The following is a 15,604-nucleotide window of genomic DNA, read 5'->3' as shown; positions in this document are numbered from 1 at the left end:
CCGCCTCAACGCGCCAAAGGCACAGGCATGGCCGGCGCCAACCCGCCCCGGCACTTGAGCACCCGCAACTGCGCCGGCTGGGTGTCGATGGCAATGCGCAGCGCGGCCGGCGACGGGTTCACCGCCTCTTTCAGCGAGCGATACGCAAACGCCAGGGTTTGCCCGGTTTCCGCCGCCACCTGCAACCGGCGCAGCGCGCGGTCATCGGCCTGCTGTGGCCAGCCCACCACCGCCCCGCAACTGCCCGAACGCAAACACTGCTCCGTCGCCCACAACGCATCGCGGCCATTGGCTTGAATGATGCTCACCCAGCGCAAATCCACCCCGGCAGCGAGCCACGCCTGCGGAAACGGCACCCCCGGCGGCGCCACCAACACCACGCGTTCACCGGCTGAGGTCAAGCGCGCCAGGGTCGGCCACAGCAGCTGCAACTCGCCAACACCGGGCGCGCCCAGCAAAATTTCACTCAACGCCCCTTCTGGCCAGCCGCCGGTCGGCAACAACGCATCGAGCCCCGCATGCCCCGTCGCGATATGCCCCGCCTGCTGCGGCATGGCGCGGCCCTTCCACACACGACGACGCTCCAGCAACGCATCAAGAGAGACGACATTGCCTGCCACAGCGGAGTCAGCAAGAGAGGGAGAGGTAGGAAGCATGGTAAAGCTCAATCGGAAATTACTGTATGGGTATACAGTAAACCTAAATCCGAGGGGGCTGGTCAATGGCGACCGACAAGAGGTGTGAAGGCAGGAAAGCATCGCGGCTAAAGCCGCTCCTACAGAAAATATGCCGTCTGTAGGAGCGGCTTCAGCCGCGATATTTTTATCTAAGCCTTTGATTTTGCTTGTGATCTACCCGCCCCGTTCATCGCAGGCCGAATGGAGTCGTCGCGCAGGGGGTTGAGCGGCCGGGAGCCGCGAAAGGAACATCGGGCCATGGATGGCCCGTTGTGACGGCCCCCGGAGTGGCGATGGAATGAGGGAACCTGGAGCGCAGCGCAAGGCCAAGGTAGGGGCAAGCTTTTTGCCTACTTTTCAGCGACTGGAAAAGTAGGTCGCGCGTAAGGCGCGAAACAAAACGTTCAGCAGATGCGGTAATGAATACCTCCGTCCATGCCACATGCGTAAGGCTCAAAATTCTGGATCCCCGCGTGCGCGAGGATGACGGAGGTCTGGATTCGGGGCGGCGTAATGTTGGGCTTCGCCTGCAGCTCAACCCAACCTACGTGGGCCCTCGCGCGTAAGGCGCGAAACAAAACGTTCAGCGAATACGGTAATGAATACGAGAGGCCAATTCAGCCGTACGACTGAAGATTCTGGATCCCGAATCGTCGGACCGCCGCGTTCGCGAGGATGACGGAGGTTTGCAGATAGCGCGGTGTAAACATACAGCGCCGCGATACACGCCCTACCCCTTAATCACCAAACTCAAAGCCTCCTGCGCCAACTCATCCAGACTCATCGGCCCATCCGCCCGAAACCACGTCGTACTCCACGACAACGCCCCGGTCAGAAACCGCCGCTGCACAAACGGATCCCCGCTGAAATACCCGGCATCCTTGGCCTCTTGCAGCACGGCCAGCCAAATCTGCTCATACGTATCACGCAAATCCAGAATGTACGCCTGCCCTTCCGGCGACAGCGAGCGCCATTCGTACACCAACACCGCCATGGCCTCGCCGGTGCCGCCCATGATCGACTGCAACTCGCAGCGAATCAGCGCTAACACTCGCTCGCGCACGTCGCTGGCGTCGGCCAGGGCGGCGTTCATCAGGGCGGTGTTGTAGCGGATGGTTTCCTCCATCACGGAACGAAGAATCTCGTCCTTGCTCTTGAAGTGATGAAAGATGCTGCCCGACTGAATGCCCACCGCGCCTGCCAGGTCACGCACGGTGGTGCGGTCGTAGCCTTTGCTGCGGAACAGGTGGGCAGCGGTTTGCAGCAGTTTGCCGCGCGCGCTGTCCGGGTCGGTTACCTGACCGGCGACCACCAGTTCGTGCATCACCGTTTGGGCTTGTTGCTCATCCACGCGTATTCCCCCTAGCCCAACGCCCGGCCTTAAAGATGGCAAGTGCTTGTCGGCATTGGTGAAATTTAAGCGTGAAGGGTTTACCAAGCAAGCGCTTGGCCGTGCTTTCGTTGAGAAAGACAAAAACAGGGCTTCCATAACCAAGCGCTTGCTTGGTATGGTCGGCACATCGATCGGCAAACGGGCACAATTCCAATGACTAAAACCGTACGCATCGGCTGCGCTTCCGCGTTCTGGGGCGACACCTCCACCGCCGCCGCCCAATTGGTGAATGGCAGCGAACTGGATTATCTGGTGTTCGATTACCTGGCCGAAATCACCATGTCGATCATGGCCGGCGCGCGTATGAAGAACCCGGAGCAAGGCTACGCCGGCGACTTCATCGAGGTGCTCGCCCCGCTGCTGCACACCATCGCCAACAAGAAAATCCGCGTCATCAGCAACGCCGGCGGCGTTAACCCGCAAGCCTGCGCCACCGCCCTGGCCGCGGCCTGCGAGAAAGCCGGGGTGACGCTGAAAATTGCCGTGCTGCATGGCGACAACCTGCAAAGCAAACTTCCCGACTTCTATAAAGCCGGCGCCCGCGAAATGTTCACCGAGCAGCCATTGCCGCCGATGTGCGTGTCGGTGAACGCCTACCTGGGCGCGCCGGGCATTGTCGAAGCGCTGGTCCTGGGCGCCGACATCGTGATTACCGGCCGCGTGGTCGACAGCGCCGTGGTCAGCGCCGCGTTGGTGCACGAGTTCGGCTGGAGCTGGCAGGACTACGACAAACTCGCCCAGGCCGCCCTCGCCGGTCACATCATTGAATGCGGCGCGCAGTGCACCGGTGGCAATTTCACCGACTGGGAAAGCGTGCCGGACTACGAGCACATCGGTTTTCCGCTGATTGAAGTGGTCGCCGACGGCAGCTTTGTGGTCAGCAAACCAGCCGGCACCGGCGGCCTGGTCACGCCATTTACCGTTGGCGAGCAAATGCTCTACGAAATCGGCGACCCCCGCGCGTACCTGTTGCCCGATGTGGTGTGCGATTTCACCCACGTGCAGCTCAGCCAGGTCGACCCTGATCGCGTGCAGGTTCAGGGCGCCAAAGGCCTGCCGCCTACGCCGCAGTACAAAGTGTCGGCCACCTACCCCGACGGTTTCCGCTGCACCGCCAGTTGCCTGATTGCCGGCATCGATGCGGTGAAAAAAGCCGAGCGTGTCAGCCAGGCCATTCTCAATAAAACCGCCGAAATGTTCGCCGACCGTGGCTGGCCCGGTTACGTGGAAACCCACGTTGAATTGCTCGGCAGCGAAGCCACGTATGGCCCCCATGGCCAGCGCCACGACAGCCGCGAAGTGGTGGTGAAACTGGCCGTGCGCCACGCCAAGAAAGAAGCCCTGATTCTGTTCTCCCGCGAAATTGCCCAGGCCGCGACCGGCATGGCGCCGGGCCTGACCGGCATCGTTGGCGGCCGTCCGACCGTGTACCCGGTGATTCGCCTGTTCTCGTTTCTGACCGACAAAACCGCGTGCGCGCTCAGCGTCGACATCAATGGCGAACGCCACCCCGTGACCCTGCCCGAGGTCGACTCGCTGAACATCGCCGACCTGCGCGAAGGTGAGGAAGCGCCCGTGGCGGTGGAGCTGGCCGACGCCAGCGTGCCGCTGATCAAACTGGCCGTGGCGCGCTCCGGCGACAAAGGCAACCACAGCAACATTGGCGTCATGGCCCGCGAGGCCGAGTACCTGCCCTGGATCGCGGCGGCGCTGACCGTGGAAGCGGTAGTCGACTGGATGCGCCACGTACTCGACCCCATGACCGGGCGCGTCAGCCGCTGGTACTTGCCTGGCTGCCACGGCTTCAACTTCCTGCTGGAAAACGCCCTCGGCGGTGGCGGTGTCGCCAGCCTGCGCATCGACCCGCAAGGCAAAGCCTTTGCCCAGCAACTGCTGGAATTCCCGGTGCCGGTGCCGCAGGCGTTGGCAGATTCTCTAAATTCGACTCCGGCCCTGTAGGAGCCAGCTTGCTGGCGAAGCTCTTTGTTCGCCGCTTCGCCGCTTCGCCAGCAAGCTGGCTCCTACAGGGTAATGCCCTACAAATCCGGGACCATTACATGACCTACGACTCCATCTACAAACCCACCCTCTTCAGCGGCCAAACCATCATGGTCACCGGCGGCGGCAGCGGCATCGGTCGCGCCACGGCCCATGAGCTGGCATTTCTCGGCGCCCATGTGGTGCTGATCGGGCGCAAGTGGGAAAAGCTGCAGGCCACTGCCGAAGAGATCATTGCCGATGGCGGCAGCGCCAGCTGGAAGGCGTGCGACATCCGTGAAGAAGAGGTGGTCAAGCAGATGGTCGCCGAGGTGCTGACCGAGCACGGGCGCATTCATCACCTGGTCAACAATGCCGGCGGTCAATACCCGGCGCCGTTGGTGTCGATCAATCAGAAAGGCTTTGAAACCGTGGTGCGCACCAACCTGGTGGGCGGCTTTCTGGTGGCCCGTGAGGTGTTCACCCAGAGCATGAGCAAACACGGTGGCAGCATCGTCAACATGCTCGCCGACATGTGGGGCGGTATGCCCGGCATGGGCCACTCCGGCACCGCCCGCGCCGGCATGGAAAACTTCACCAAAACCGCCGCCGTGGAATGGGGCTACGCCGGCGTGCGGGTCAATGCCGTGGCGCCGGGCTGGATCGCCTCCAGCGGCATGGACACCTACCCCGACTCAATGAAAAACATGATCCGCTCGCTCAAGGATCACGTACCGCTGCAACGCATCGGCACCGAATCGGAAGTGGCCTCGGCCATCGTCTTTCTGCTTACGCCGGGCGCCAACTTCATCAGCGGCAACACCGTGCGCATCGACGGCGCCGCCAGCCAGGGCAGCCGCGCGTGGACGCTGGGCAAGGCCAAGAGCGCCGAGTCGTACAACGGCTTTCACCGCGCCTACCTGCCCGACGTGCTGAAACCTGCGGATAACAAGGAGTAAGTCATGCCGGTGATTCAATCCGAACTCGACGCCCACAGCGAAGATTTCGCCCGCAACCGCGAGGCCATGCTGGCCACCATCGCCGGGTTCCGCGAGGTGGAACAAAAAGTGCTGGACAAGGCTGCCGAAGCCAAAGCCAAGTTCGACAAACGCGGCCAGTTACTGCCGCGTGAACGCCTGAACCTGCTGCTCGACCCCGGCGCACCGTTTCTGGAACTGGCCTCACTGGCCGGCTACAAACTGCACGACGACAAAGACGGCACCCAGGCCGGCGGCGGCATCATTTCCGGCATCGGTTATATCGCTGGCGTGCGCTGCCTGGTGAATGCCAGCAACAGCGCGATCAAGGGCGGCACCATTTCCCCCAGCGGGTTGAAGAAAACCCTGCGCCTGCAACAGATCGCCTTCGAAAACAAATTGCCGGTGGTCACCCTCGCCGAAAGCGGCGGCGCCAACCTCAACTACGCTGCCGACATTTTCGTCGAAGGCGCGCGCGGCTTTGCCAACCAGGCGCGGATGTCAGCCATGGGCTTGCCGCAAATCACGGTGGTGCATGGTTCCAGCACTGCTGGCGGCGCGTATCAGCCGGGGTTGTCGGACTACACCGTGGTGGTGCGTGGCAAGGCGAAAATGTTCCTCGCCGGCCCGCCGCTGCTTAAAGCCGCCACGGGCGAAGTGGCCACCGACGAGGAACTGGGCGGCGCCGAGATGCACGCGCAAACCGCCGGTACCGCCGAATACCTGGCCGAAAACGACGCCGACGGCGTGCGCATCGCCCGCGAAATCATCGCCATGCTGCCGTGGAACGCCCAACTGCCGCACCGCCCGCGCAAGCCGGTGCGTGAGCCGTTGTACCCGGCCGACGAGCTGCTGGGCCTGATTCCCAGCGATGCGAAAAAGCCCTACGACGTGCGCGAAATCATCGCCCGCATCGCCGACGCTTCCGAATACCTGGACTTCAAACCCGAGTTCGACAACCAGACCATTTGCGGCCACCTGCACATCGAAGGCCTGGCCTGCGGCTTTATCGGCAACAACGGCCCGATCACGCCGAAAGGCGCAGCCAAGGCGGCGCAGTTCATTCAGCTGTGCGACCAAAGCAATACGCCGATTCTGTTCTTCCACAACACCACCGGCTTTATGGTCGGCACCGAATCGGAACAGCAAGGCGTGATCAAGCACGGCTCCAAGCTGATTCAAGCCGTGGCCAACGCCCGCGTGGCCAAGCTGACCATCGTGGTCGGCGGCTCGTACGGCGCCGGCAACTACGCCATGTGCGGCCGTGGCCTGGACCCGCGTTTCATCTTCGCCTGGCCCAACAGCCGCACCGCCGTCATGGGCGGCGCCCAGGCCGGCAAAGTGCTGCGCATCGTCACCGAAGACAAACACCGCAAAGAAGGCAAAGAAGCCGACCCGAAGATGCTCGACATGCTGGAAACCGTGACCGCGCAGAAACTCGACAGCCAATCCACCGCGCTCTACGGCACCGCCAGCCTGTGGGACGACGGCCTGATCGACCCGCGCGACACGCGCAAGCTGCTGGGTTTTCTGCTGGATATCTGCGCCGAAGCCGAGGTGCGGCCGTTGAAGGCCAATACCTTTGGCGTGGCGCGGTTTTAATCGCATCGTCCCCTCTCCTTCCAGGAGAGGGCTAGGGTGAGGGCCGCCGCTAACGCCGCTCTCAAACAGACCGAAATTCACGCGTGGAGAACAACAACAATGATCATCACCCAGGAACACGAAGAACTTCGCCGCACGGTGCGCAATTTCGTCGACAAGGAAATCAATCCGCACGTTGATGAATGGGAAAAGGCCGGGCGCTTCCCGATCCACGACATCTTCAAGAAAGCCGGCGACCTCGGTTTGCTGGGCATTTCCAAGCCGGAAAAATTCGGCGGCATGGGCCTGGATTACAGCTACTCGGTGGTGGCCGCGGAAGAGTTCGGCACCATTCAGTGCGGCGGCATTCCGATGTCTATCGGCGTGCAAACCGACATGTGCACCCCGGCGCTCGCCCGTTTCGGCTCCGATGAGCTGCGCGAAGAGTTCCTGCGCCCGGCCATTGCCGGCGACATGGTCGGCTGCATTGGCGTGTCGGAAGTAGGCGCCGGCTCCGACGTCGCCGGGCTAAAAACCACCGCCCGCAAAGACGGCGATGACTACGTGATCAACGGCAGCAAAATGTGGATCACCAACTCGCCGTCGGCCGACTTCATTTGCCTGTTGGCCAATACCTCGGACGACAAACCCCACGTCAACAAATCGCTGATCGTGGTGCCGATGAAAACCCCAGGCATCAGCGTGTCGCCGCACCTGGACAAACTCGGTATGCGCAGTTCGGAAACCGCCCAGGTGTTTTTCGACGATGTACGCGTGCCCCAGCGCAACCGCATCGGCCATGAAGGCGCCGGCTTTATGATGCAGATGCTGCAATTCCAGGAAGAGCGTCTATTCGGCGCCGCCAACATGATCAAGGGCCTGGAGTTCTGCATCGACAGCACCATCGACTACTGCAAAGAGCGCAAAACCTTTGGCCAGCCGCTGATCGACAACCAGGTCATTCACTTTCGCCTGGCTGAGCTGAGCACCGAAATCGAGTGCCTGCGCGCCCTCGTCTACCAAGCCACCGAGCAATACATCAAAGGCCGCGACGTCACCAAACTCGCCTCCATGGCCAAGCTCAAAGCCGGCCGCCTGGGCCGCGAAGTGACCGATAGCTGCCTGCAATATTGGGGCGGCATGGGCTACATGTGGGACAACCCCGTCGCCCGCGCCTACCGCGACGTGCGCCTGGTCTCCATCGGCGGCGGTGCAGACGAAATCATGCTGGGCATCATCAGCAAGCTGATGGGCACGTTGCCGGGCAAAAAGAAGGGCTGAACCATGACGTTACCCACCGTGACCACCCTGCTGCTCGACCACGCCGATGGCGTGCTGATCATCACCCTCAACCGGCCCGAGGTGCGTAACGCCATGAGCCTGGCGATGGTCGAGGAGCTGCGCGCCGTGCTACGCACCAGCGCCGCCGACGCCAGCATTCGTGCGTTGGTATTGCGCGGTGCCGGCGAGCATTTCTGTGCCGGCGGCGACATCAAAGACATGGCCGGCGCTCGCGCCCGTGCGCAAACCGAAGGTGAAGACGCCTACCGCCAGCTCAACCGCGCCTTTGGTGCCTTACTGGAAGAAGCGCAGAACGCACCGCAAGTGGTGATTGCCGTGCTCGAAGGCGCGGTGCTCGGCGGCGGGTTCGGGCTGGCGTGTGTGTCCGACATCGCCATCGCCCACCCGAGCGCCAAATTCGGCCTGCCGGAAACCAGCCTGGGCATTATTCCCGCGCAGATCGCGCCGTTTGTGGTCAAGCGCATCGGCCTCACCCACACCCGCCGCCTAGCCCTGACGGCCGCGCGGTTTGATGGTGAAGAGGCGTTGCGACTGGGGCTGGTGCATGTGTGTGACGCCGAGGTGGAGCAACGGTTGGCGCAGGTGCTGGACCAGGTTCGGCAATGTGCCCCGGGCGCCAATGCGGCGACCAAAGCGCTGCTGCTGGCCACCGAACGGGAGCCGCTGAACAGCTTGCTCGACGACGCAGCCGGGCTGTTTGCGGCGGCCGTGGTGGGCGAGGAAGGGGTGGAAGGGACGATGGCGTTTATGCAGAAACGTAAGCCTGGGTGGGCGGTGTGACTGCTTTTACCCCTCACCCCAGCCCTCTCCCACAAGGGGAGAGGGAGCTTGACCGCGACTCGGTCTGCTCCCCTCTCCCGTCGCCGGGAGAGGGGCTGGGGGTGAGGGTCGGCGCAAACACAATAAGAAAAGGAGCCCACTAACATGCCAGCCTTCAGCAAAATCCTCATCGCCAACCGCGGCGAAATCGCTTGCCGCGTCATGCACACCGCTCACGCTCTGGGCTACCGCACCGTGGCGGTGTACAGCGAAGCCGATGCCGACGCGCGCCATGTGCAGTTGGCCGACCAGGCCGTGTGCATCGGCCCGGCGCAGGTGAATCAGTCGTACTTGTCGATTGACGCCATCATCGCCGCCGCGCAAAAAACCGGCGCCGATGCGGTGCATCCGGGCTACGGCTTTCTCTCCGAGAACGCCGCGTTTGCCCAGGCCTGCGAAGCGGCCGGCATCGTGTTTATCGGGCCGACCGTTGAAGCCATTCACCTGATGGGCAGCAAACGCCTGTCGAAAATCGCCATGCTCGAAGCCGGCGTGCCGTGCATTCCAGGATACGAAGGCGCCGAGCAGGACGACGCCACCCTCAGCCGCGAAGCCGAGCGCATTGGCTATCCGCTGATGATCAAAGCCAGCGCCGGGGGCGGCGGTCGGGGGATGCGGCTGGTCACCGAAGCCAGCGAACTGGTGGCGCAAATTCGCACCGCGCGCTCCGAGGCGCAAAACGCGTTTGGCTCCGGCGAGCTGATTCTCGAGCGCGCCGTGTTGCAGCCACGGCATGTGGAAATTCAAGTATTCGGCGATCAGCACGGGCACATCGTGTACCTGGGCGAACGCGACTGCTCGGTGCAGCGCCGCCACCAAAAAGTCGTCGAAGAAGCGCCCTGCCCGGTGATGACGCCCGAACTGCGTCAGGCCATGGGCGAGGCGGCGGTAAAAGCGGCGGCGTCGGTGAATTACGTCGGCGCTGGTACGGTGGAGTTTCTGCTCGACCAGAGCGGCGAGTTCTTCTTTCTGGAAATGAACACCCGCCTGCAAGTAGAACACCCGGTCACCGAGCTGATCACCGGCCAGGACCTGGTCGCCTGGCAACTGCAAGTCGCGGCCGGGCAGCCATTGCCGCTGCGCCAGGAAGACATCCGCCTCACGGGTCATGCCATGGAAGTGCGCCTGTATGCCGAAGACGCGGCGAATAATTTTCTGCCGCAAACCGGCGCCGTGCTGCGCTGGGAGCCGGCGCTGCTCGACGGCATTCGCATCGACCACGGCCTGGTCGAGGGCCAGCGCATCACGCCGTTCTACGACCCCATGCTAGCCAAGGTCATCGCCTATGGCGCCACCCGCGACGAAGCGCGGCGCAAGCTGGTGCGGGCCGTCGAAGATTGCGTGCTGCTGGGCGTCAACGGGAACCAGCGCTTTCTGGCCAACCTGCTGGCCCACGAGCAGTTCGCCGCCGGCAACGCCACCACCGCGTTTATTGCCGAACACTTCCATGCCGACCCAAGCCTGAGCCCGCAAGCACCCGGCGCCGCCGAACTGGCCAGCGCCGCCGCCCTGCTCTACCAAGCCGGCGCCCAGGCCCGCGCGCACCAGCCCGAGCTGGCTGGCTGGCGCAACGCCGGCAATGCGCCGTGGCGTTTTGTGCTCAAACACGGGGAACACAAATACCCGGTGGAACTCAGCGTGCAACAGTCCGGCCCGCAACCGCGTTTGCTCGCGCAGGTCGGCGAGCAGCAGGTTGAGTTGCAGCTGCTCAGCAATGACGGGCGCTGGGCCACGCTGAACATCGACGGCGTGCGCCAGCGTCTGGCCTACCACCACAACGCTCAGCAGCTGTGGCTATACGGCCACGCCGGCAACCTCGAACTGCTCGACGTCACCCACGAACCGGTGAGTGCTGCCGGTGCTGCGGCTTCCGGCGTGGTGAAAGCGCCTATGGATGGCGCCATCGTCGAAGTGCTGGTCAGCGAAGGTGAGCACGTTAGCAAAGGCCAACTGCTGGTGGTGCTCGAAGCGATGAAAATGGAGCATCCGCTTAAAGCCACCAGCGATGGCGTGGTGCGGCGAGTGCAGGCCAATAAGGGCGATCAGGTGAAGGGGCGGCAGGTGTTGGTGGAGATTGAGGTAAGCGACTAAAAAGCATCGCGGCTAAAGCCGCTCCTACAGGTACGCGTGTTTTCTGTGGGAGCGGCTTTAGCCGCGATGCGGTTGATCTACAACGAACAACAACAAAAAACCCAGGAGATCCACGCCCATGTCCCTATCCGGCAAAACCCTGTTTATCTCCGGCGCCAGCCGTGGCATCGGTCGTGAAATTGCGCTGAAGGCCGCCGCCGATGGCGCCAATATTGTGATTGCAGCGAAAAGCGCCGAGGCCCACGCCAAGCTAGAAGGCACGATTTTCAGCGTCGCCGCCGAAGTTGAAGCTGTGGGCGGCAAAGCCCTGGCACTGCAGTTGGATGTGCGCGACGAAACCGCTGTGGCCGCCGCCATGGCAAAGGCGGCCGAGCATTTCGGCGGCATCGACGCGCTGGTCAATAACGCCGGGGCCATCAAGTTGATCGGCGTCGAGCACCTGCAACCCAAGCGCTTCGACCTGCTGTTTCAAATCAACACCCGCGCCGTGATGGTCTGCAGCCAGGCCGCGCTGCCCTATCTGAAACAGAGCAAGGGCCACATTCTGAACCTGTCGCCGCCGCTGAACATGGACAGCAAATGGTTCGCCCAGCACGGCCCCTACACCGTGACCAAATACGGCATGAGCATGCTGACCCTGGGCATGAGCGAGGAATTTGCCAAGTACGGCATCAGCGTCAATTCGCTGTGGCCGAAAACCATGATCGCCACCGCCGCCATCGAGTTCGAACTGGGCAGCCGCGAGGCCTTCAAGCGTGCGCGCGTGCCGGCGATTATGGCCGACGCCGCACACGCCATTCTGGCCAGCAGCGGCCGCGCCATCACCGGCCGCTTGCTGATCGATGAAGACATTCTGCGCGAGCAGGGCCACACCGATTTCGAGCACTACCGCTTCGACCCGGACGGCGGCCCGCTGATTCAGGACTTGTTTGTCGACTGACCGTTAGCCTCGCCACCGCCCTCGCCCGGCACCGGTCGCCGGGCGGGGGCGGTGTACCAGTTTTCCGGCGGCACCAGCTTGGCGTCGGGCGGATCGCCGAGGTAATGCGGCGACATGATCTGCACGCCGTATTCGTTAAACACATCCTGGATATGCGCATGCAGCGCCGACATCAGCAGCGCACGCGGGCGCGGCAAGGTGAAGATCGCTTGGGCGACCAGGCGGTATTCGGGGTAGAAATCCGACAGTGATGTCTGGAACACCAGCGGCGCAGGGTCGCTGACAATGCCATCGGTGCGCCGCGCCGCCTCGATCAACATGGCCTCCACCTGCCGCCATGGCGTGTCGTAGCCAATGGTGACCACCGTGTCGACGATATAACCGGTGCCCTGCACAGCCCGCGAGTAGTTCTTCGTGACCGCGCCGGTGATCATTGAATTGGGCAGCGTCAGCACCTCGCCCAGGCCGGTGCGGATACGCGTGGTGAACATGCCCATTTCCGTGATCGTGCCTTCGTGCTCGCCAATGCGCACGAACTCGCCGATGCGCAGGGTGCGCGTGTAGGTGAGGATCAGCCCCGACGCCGCCTGACCCACCAGGCTCGACGCGCCGAGTGAAATCATCAACCCAATCAGCACCGACAACCCCTTGAACGCCTCCGTGCCGCTGCCCGGCAGGTACGGATAGGCCATGGCCAGGGCGAACAGCCAGATGCCCAGCGAGGTCAAACGTGTGGTCGGTTGCAAGGTTTCTTCGTTGAGCCATTCCACGCTATGGCTTTGCAGCGCCACGCGCTTGAGCAAGCGTTGGGCAAAGGCGCTGATGCCGCGCGCAATAAAAAAGATCAGCACGGCAATCAGCAGTCCCGGCACGGCATTGACCACGCCTTGCAGCACATAGCTGAGCAGGTCGAGCAGGTAGCTGTTGAGGCGCTCGCCCCAAGGGCGCGTATAGGGAAATTGCGACAGCACAAAGCTCAGCCATTCGTAGGCGAGCAGCAGCACGAGGGTCCAGCGCAGCAGGTCTAGCAGGCGGTTGGCCAGAGTGAAGAGAAAACGCAGGTCAAGAATCTGCGCACCGCCGACTTTCAGGTCGCGGGCCTTTTGCTGCATCAGCATGGGCAGCGCTTTGTATAGCGAGCGCCGCAGCCAATGGATGGCCCACAGCAGCAGCACGAACAACACCGTGGCCGCCACGCTGTAGCCCAAGGCCTTGAGCATGGCGCTCCAGGAGCGGATTTCACGGGTTTCAGCCACCACCTGACGCAACCGCTCGGCCGCCTGCCGGGCCGCTTCTTCGGTGCTGTGCGCCTCCAACGGGTCGACATCCAGCGGCGTCACCATAAAGCTGCGGCGGCCGTTGAGCAGCACGATGAAACTGCGCTGCACGGGCTGCACGGTGACGGGCGCATCGAAACCGTCTTGCAGCACTTCTTCAACCGATGCTTTGGCCCGCGCCGCGCGCACGGCCGGTGACTCGCCCAGCAGCACGGCGCGAAACACCATCACCGTGCGGTTGGCCACCTGCAAGGTAGCGGTCGTGTCGGTAGCCGTCGCCGTGGGGTCGATGCTTTGCTCGGCCTCGGCAGCCACGCCGGCCCCACTGCCCAGCAGCGCCATCATCAGCAGCACCAGAACGTGAAACACCCTGCCCATGCCGCTCTCCTTAATGGCTCGGTGGTTGCGCCCAGGTTCCGGCAACCTGCTCTGATGTATAGACGGATGCTGAGCGTCTGCCCCGTCTATTTGCCCATCTGCCCGCCGCTCGGCGCACCACGGTCATAGTGCAAGCGGTACGCGGCCACTAGAGTGAGGTTCGTTCCCGATAACAGCATAACGACGCGAACATGAGCCAAGCCGACCTGATCACCCCTGCCCGTTTCATTGCCCATCTGCCCGCCACCCTTGGCCGCGTGCCGCGCATGTTGCGGGGTTTGTATTACGCCGGCATTCGCAATCGGGAGAAAAATCTGTCGTTGGCCTGGGCCCTGGAGCGCGCCGCCGACCTGTACCCGCAGCGCCCCGCCGTGCTGGAAGAACAGCGCCAACTCACCTACGCGCAGTTCAATGCCTGGGCCAACCGCCTGGCCCGCGCCCTGAAAAAACAAGGCGTCAGCCACGGCAGCGTGGTGGCGGTGATGCTGGAAAACCGTATCGAGGTGCTGTTGCTGTTGGCCGCCCTGGCCAAGCTTGGCGCGGTGGGCGCGTTGGTCAACACCACCCAGCGCGGGCAGGTGTTGGTGCACAGCCTGAACCTGGTGAAGCCCAGCCATTTTGTGATTGGCGAAGAACTGCGCGAGCCGTTCGAGGCCGTGCGCGAGCAGGTACACGGCAGTGATCGCCACTGTTATTGGCTGAGCGATGGCGACAGCCTGAACGTGCCGAGCAGCGCCCCACACGGCTGGGAAAACCTCATGGACCTGGCCTGGAGCGAGCCACACACCAACGTCGCCGACAGCGCCAAAGTACGCCTGAAAGACCCGTGCTTTCTGATTTACACCTCCGGCACCACCGGCCTGCCGAAAGCCTCGATCATGAGCCACGGCAAGTGGATAAAAGCCTACGGCGGCTTTGGTCATTCCGGGCTCGGCCTTACCGACCAAGACGTGCTCTACCTGACGCTACCCTGCTACCACAACAACGCCGTCACCGTGTGCTGGAGCGCGGCCCTGGCAGGCGGCGCGGCGATTGCCCTGCGCCGACGTTTTTCCGCCAGCGCCTTCTGGAAAGACGTGCAGCATTACCGCGCCACCTGCTTCGGCTATATCGGCGAGCTGTGCCGCTATTTGCTCAACCAACCGCCCTGCGCGGAAGAACACGGCAACACCCTTACCTGCATGATCGGCAACGGCTTGCGGCCCTCGATCTGGGGCGAGTTCAAACAGCGTTTCGGCATCCAGCGCATCACCGAGTTCTACGCCTCGAGCGAGGGCAATATCGGCTTTACCAACGTGTTCAATTTCGACAATACCGTCGGCTACTCGCCGGCCACCTACGCCATCGTGCGCTACGACCTGGAAAACGACCGGCCGCTGCGCACCCAGAAAAACTTTCTGCAAAAGGCCGACAAGGGCGAGCCCGGTTTGCTGATCACCGAAATCAGCGCCAAGTGGCCTTTCGATGGCTACACCGACCCGGCAAAAAGCGAAGCGGTGATCTTGCGCAACGTGTTCAAGAAAGGTGATGCCTGGTTCAACACCGGCGACCTGATGCGCGACATCGGCTTCAAACACACCCAGTTCGTTGACCGCCTGGGCGACACCTTCCGCTGGAAAGGCGAAAACGTCTCCACAACCGAAGTGGAAAACGCCCTGGGCGCGTTTGCCGGCGTTGAGGATGCCGTGGTGTATGGCGTGGAAATTCCCGGCACCAACGGCCGCTGCGGCATGGCGGCCTTGCGCTTGGCGCCGGGGCAGCAGTTGGATGGCGTGGCGTTGGCCGAACATCTCGACCGCGAACTACCGGCCTACGCGGCACCGTTATTTGTGCGGCTGCTGCGCGAGGTGGAGACGACGGGGACGTTTAAGTACAAGAAGAATGATTTGAAAGTGACGGGGTTTGATCCGGCGCGGGTGAGTGACCCGTTGTATGTGCGGTTGCCGGGTGGGGGTGGGTTTGAGGTGTTGGATGGGCGGGTGTTTGCGGGGATTCAGGGGGGGGAGTATCGGTTTTAGGGGGCGGGGGTGGGTTCGGTTGGGGTTTGGTGGCCCGTTGGAATGTTGGTTTTGTCCGGTGCGTCGATACTGTCTATTAGCCTGGATTCGCGCCGTCGAACCGCCGCCTGCGCGGGAATGACGGTGGTGTGGGGGAAAGGTGGGATAAACCCTTGTCACCGTCATTCCCGCGAA

Annotated in this window: 11 protein-coding genes; 8 read left to right on the top strand and 3 right to left on the bottom strand. The window is 62.9% G+C overall.

All coding sequences use genetic code 11. The features are described 5' to 3' along the window. Nucleotides 1-5 precede the first annotated feature (5 nt). Together imuA and ACZZ0Q_RS09400 are read right to left on the bottom strand one after the other, a co-directional pair. Nucleotides 6-656, bottom strand: coding sequence for a translesion DNA synthesis-associated protein ImuA (imuA, locus tag ACZZ0Q_RS09405; RefSeq protein WP_122450546.1), 651 nt, complete (start codon nucleotides 654-656; stop codon nucleotides 6-8). 751 nt (nucleotides 657-1,407) lie between these two features. Further along, nucleotides 1,408-2,028: a TetR/AcrR family transcriptional regulator gene (locus ACZZ0Q_RS09400; protein ID WP_463539210.1), complete on the bottom strand. Its 621-nt coding sequence runs from the start codon at nucleotides 2,026-2,028 to the stop codon at nucleotides 1,408-1,410. 195 nt (nucleotides 2,029-2,223) lie between these two features. On the opposite strand from ACZZ0Q_RS09400, the gene ACZZ0Q_RS09395 reads away from it, so the two are divergent. From ACZZ0Q_RS09395 to ACZZ0Q_RS09365, 7 genes are all read left to right on the top strand, one after another. Then, entirely contained in the window at nucleotides 2,224-4,029 is a 1,806-nt protein-coding gene (locus tag ACZZ0Q_RS09395; RefSeq protein ID WP_463539211.1) for an acyclic terpene utilization AtuA family protein, read from the top strand. Between the two features lie 98 nt (nucleotides 4,030-4,127). Beyond that, nucleotides 4,128-5,006, top strand: coding sequence for an SDR family oxidoreductase (locus tag ACZZ0Q_RS09390; RefSeq protein WP_463539212.1), 879 nt, complete (start codon nucleotides 4,128-4,130; stop codon nucleotides 5,004-5,006). Between the two features lie 3 nt (nucleotides 5,007-5,009). After that, nucleotides 5,010-6,626 (top strand): geranyl-CoA carboxylase subunit beta, encoded by a 1,617-nt coding sequence (gene atuC, locus ACZZ0Q_RS09385; protein WP_463539213.1) that lies wholly within the window; start codon nucleotides 5,010-5,012, stop codon nucleotides 6,624-6,626. Nucleotides 6,627-6,725: 99 nt separating this feature from the next. Beyond that, the gene (gene atuD / locus ACZZ0Q_RS09380; protein ID WP_463383000.1) at nucleotides 6,726-7,886 is read left to right on the top strand and encodes a citronellyl-CoA dehydrogenase; all 1,161 of its coding nucleotides are present in this window, start codon (nucleotides 6,726-6,728) and stop codon (nucleotides 7,884-7,886) included. Nucleotides 7,887-7,889: 3 nt separating this feature from the next. Then, entirely contained in the window at nucleotides 7,890-8,687 is a 798-nt protein-coding gene (locus ACZZ0Q_RS09375; RefSeq protein ID WP_463539214.1) for an enoyl-CoA hydratase/isomerase family protein, read from the top strand. A 144-nt stretch (nucleotides 8,688-8,831) separates the two neighbouring features. Further along, on the top strand, nucleotides 8,832-10,817 hold the full coding sequence (locus ACZZ0Q_RS09370; RefSeq protein ID WP_463539215.1) for an acetyl/propionyl/methylcrotonyl-CoA carboxylase subunit alpha: 1,986 nt from the start codon (nucleotides 8,832-8,834) through the stop codon (nucleotides 10,815-10,817). Nucleotides 10,818-10,935: 118 nt separating this feature from the next. After that, entirely contained in the window at nucleotides 10,936-11,757 is an 822-nt protein-coding gene (locus ACZZ0Q_RS09365) for an SDR family oxidoreductase (RefSeq protein ID WP_463539216.1), read from the top strand. On the opposite strand, the gene ACZZ0Q_RS09360 is transcribed toward ACZZ0Q_RS09365, so the two are convergent. Continuing rightward, nucleotides 11,736-13,412: a mechanosensitive ion channel family protein gene (locus tag ACZZ0Q_RS09360; RefSeq protein WP_463539217.1), complete on the bottom strand. Its 1,677-nt coding sequence runs from the start codon at nucleotides 13,410-13,412 to the stop codon at nucleotides 11,736-11,738. The genes ACZZ0Q_RS09365 and ACZZ0Q_RS09360 overlap by 22 nt on opposite strands. A 191-nt stretch (nucleotides 13,413-13,603) precedes the next feature. Here ACZZ0Q_RS09360 and ACZZ0Q_RS09355 point away from each other — a divergent pair, with 191 nt between their 5' ends. Continuing rightward, nucleotides 13,604-15,430: a long-chain-acyl-CoA synthetase gene (locus ACZZ0Q_RS09355; RefSeq protein WP_463560500.1), complete on the top strand. Its 1,827-nt coding sequence runs from the start codon at nucleotides 13,604-13,606 to the stop codon at nucleotides 15,428-15,430. Nucleotides 15,431-15,604: the final 174 nt, after the last annotated feature.

Source organism: Pseudomonas sp. AC070 (assembly GCF_979258635.1).
Note: the sequence above shows the minus strand (reverse complement) of the source record. Positions and strands in the feature narration are given on the sequence as shown.

Bases quoted from the DNA above. Each gene is read 5' to 3' on its own strand.
- ACZZ0Q_RS09355 (WP_463560500.1), top strand. From the start codon at position 13,604: ATGAGCCAAGCCGACCTGATCACCCCTGCCCGTTTCATTGCCCATCTG.
- imuA (WP_122450546.1), bottom strand. From the start codon at position 656: ATGCTTCCTACCTCTCCCTCTCTTGCTGACTCCGCTGTGGCAGGCAAT.
- atuC (WP_463539213.1), top strand. From the start codon at position 5,010: ATGCCGGTGATTCAATCCGAACTCGACGCCCACAGCGAAGATTTCGCC.
- ACZZ0Q_RS09360 (WP_463539217.1), bottom strand. From the start codon at position 13,412: ATGGGCAGGGTGTTTCACGTTCTGGTGCTGCTGATGATGGCGCTGCTG.
- ACZZ0Q_RS09370 (WP_463539215.1), top strand. From the start codon at position 8,832: ATGCCAGCCTTCAGCAAAATCCTCATCGCCAACCGCGGCGAAATCGCT.
- ACZZ0Q_RS09375 (WP_463539214.1), top strand. From the start codon at position 7,890: ATGACGTTACCCACCGTGACCACCCTGCTGCTCGACCACGCCGATGGC.
- atuD (WP_463383000.1), top strand. From the start codon at position 6,726: ATGATCATCACCCAGGAACACGAAGAACTTCGCCGCACGGTGCGCAAT.
- ACZZ0Q_RS09390 (WP_463539212.1), top strand. From the start codon at position 4,128: ATGACCTACGACTCCATCTACAAACCCACCCTCTTCAGCGGCCAAACC.
- ACZZ0Q_RS09395 (WP_463539211.1), top strand. From the start codon at position 2,224: ATGACTAAAACCGTACGCATCGGCTGCGCTTCCGCGTTCTGGGGCGAC.
- ACZZ0Q_RS09365 (WP_463539216.1), top strand. From the start codon at position 10,936: ATGTCCCTATCCGGCAAAACCCTGTTTATCTCCGGCGCCAGCCGTGGC.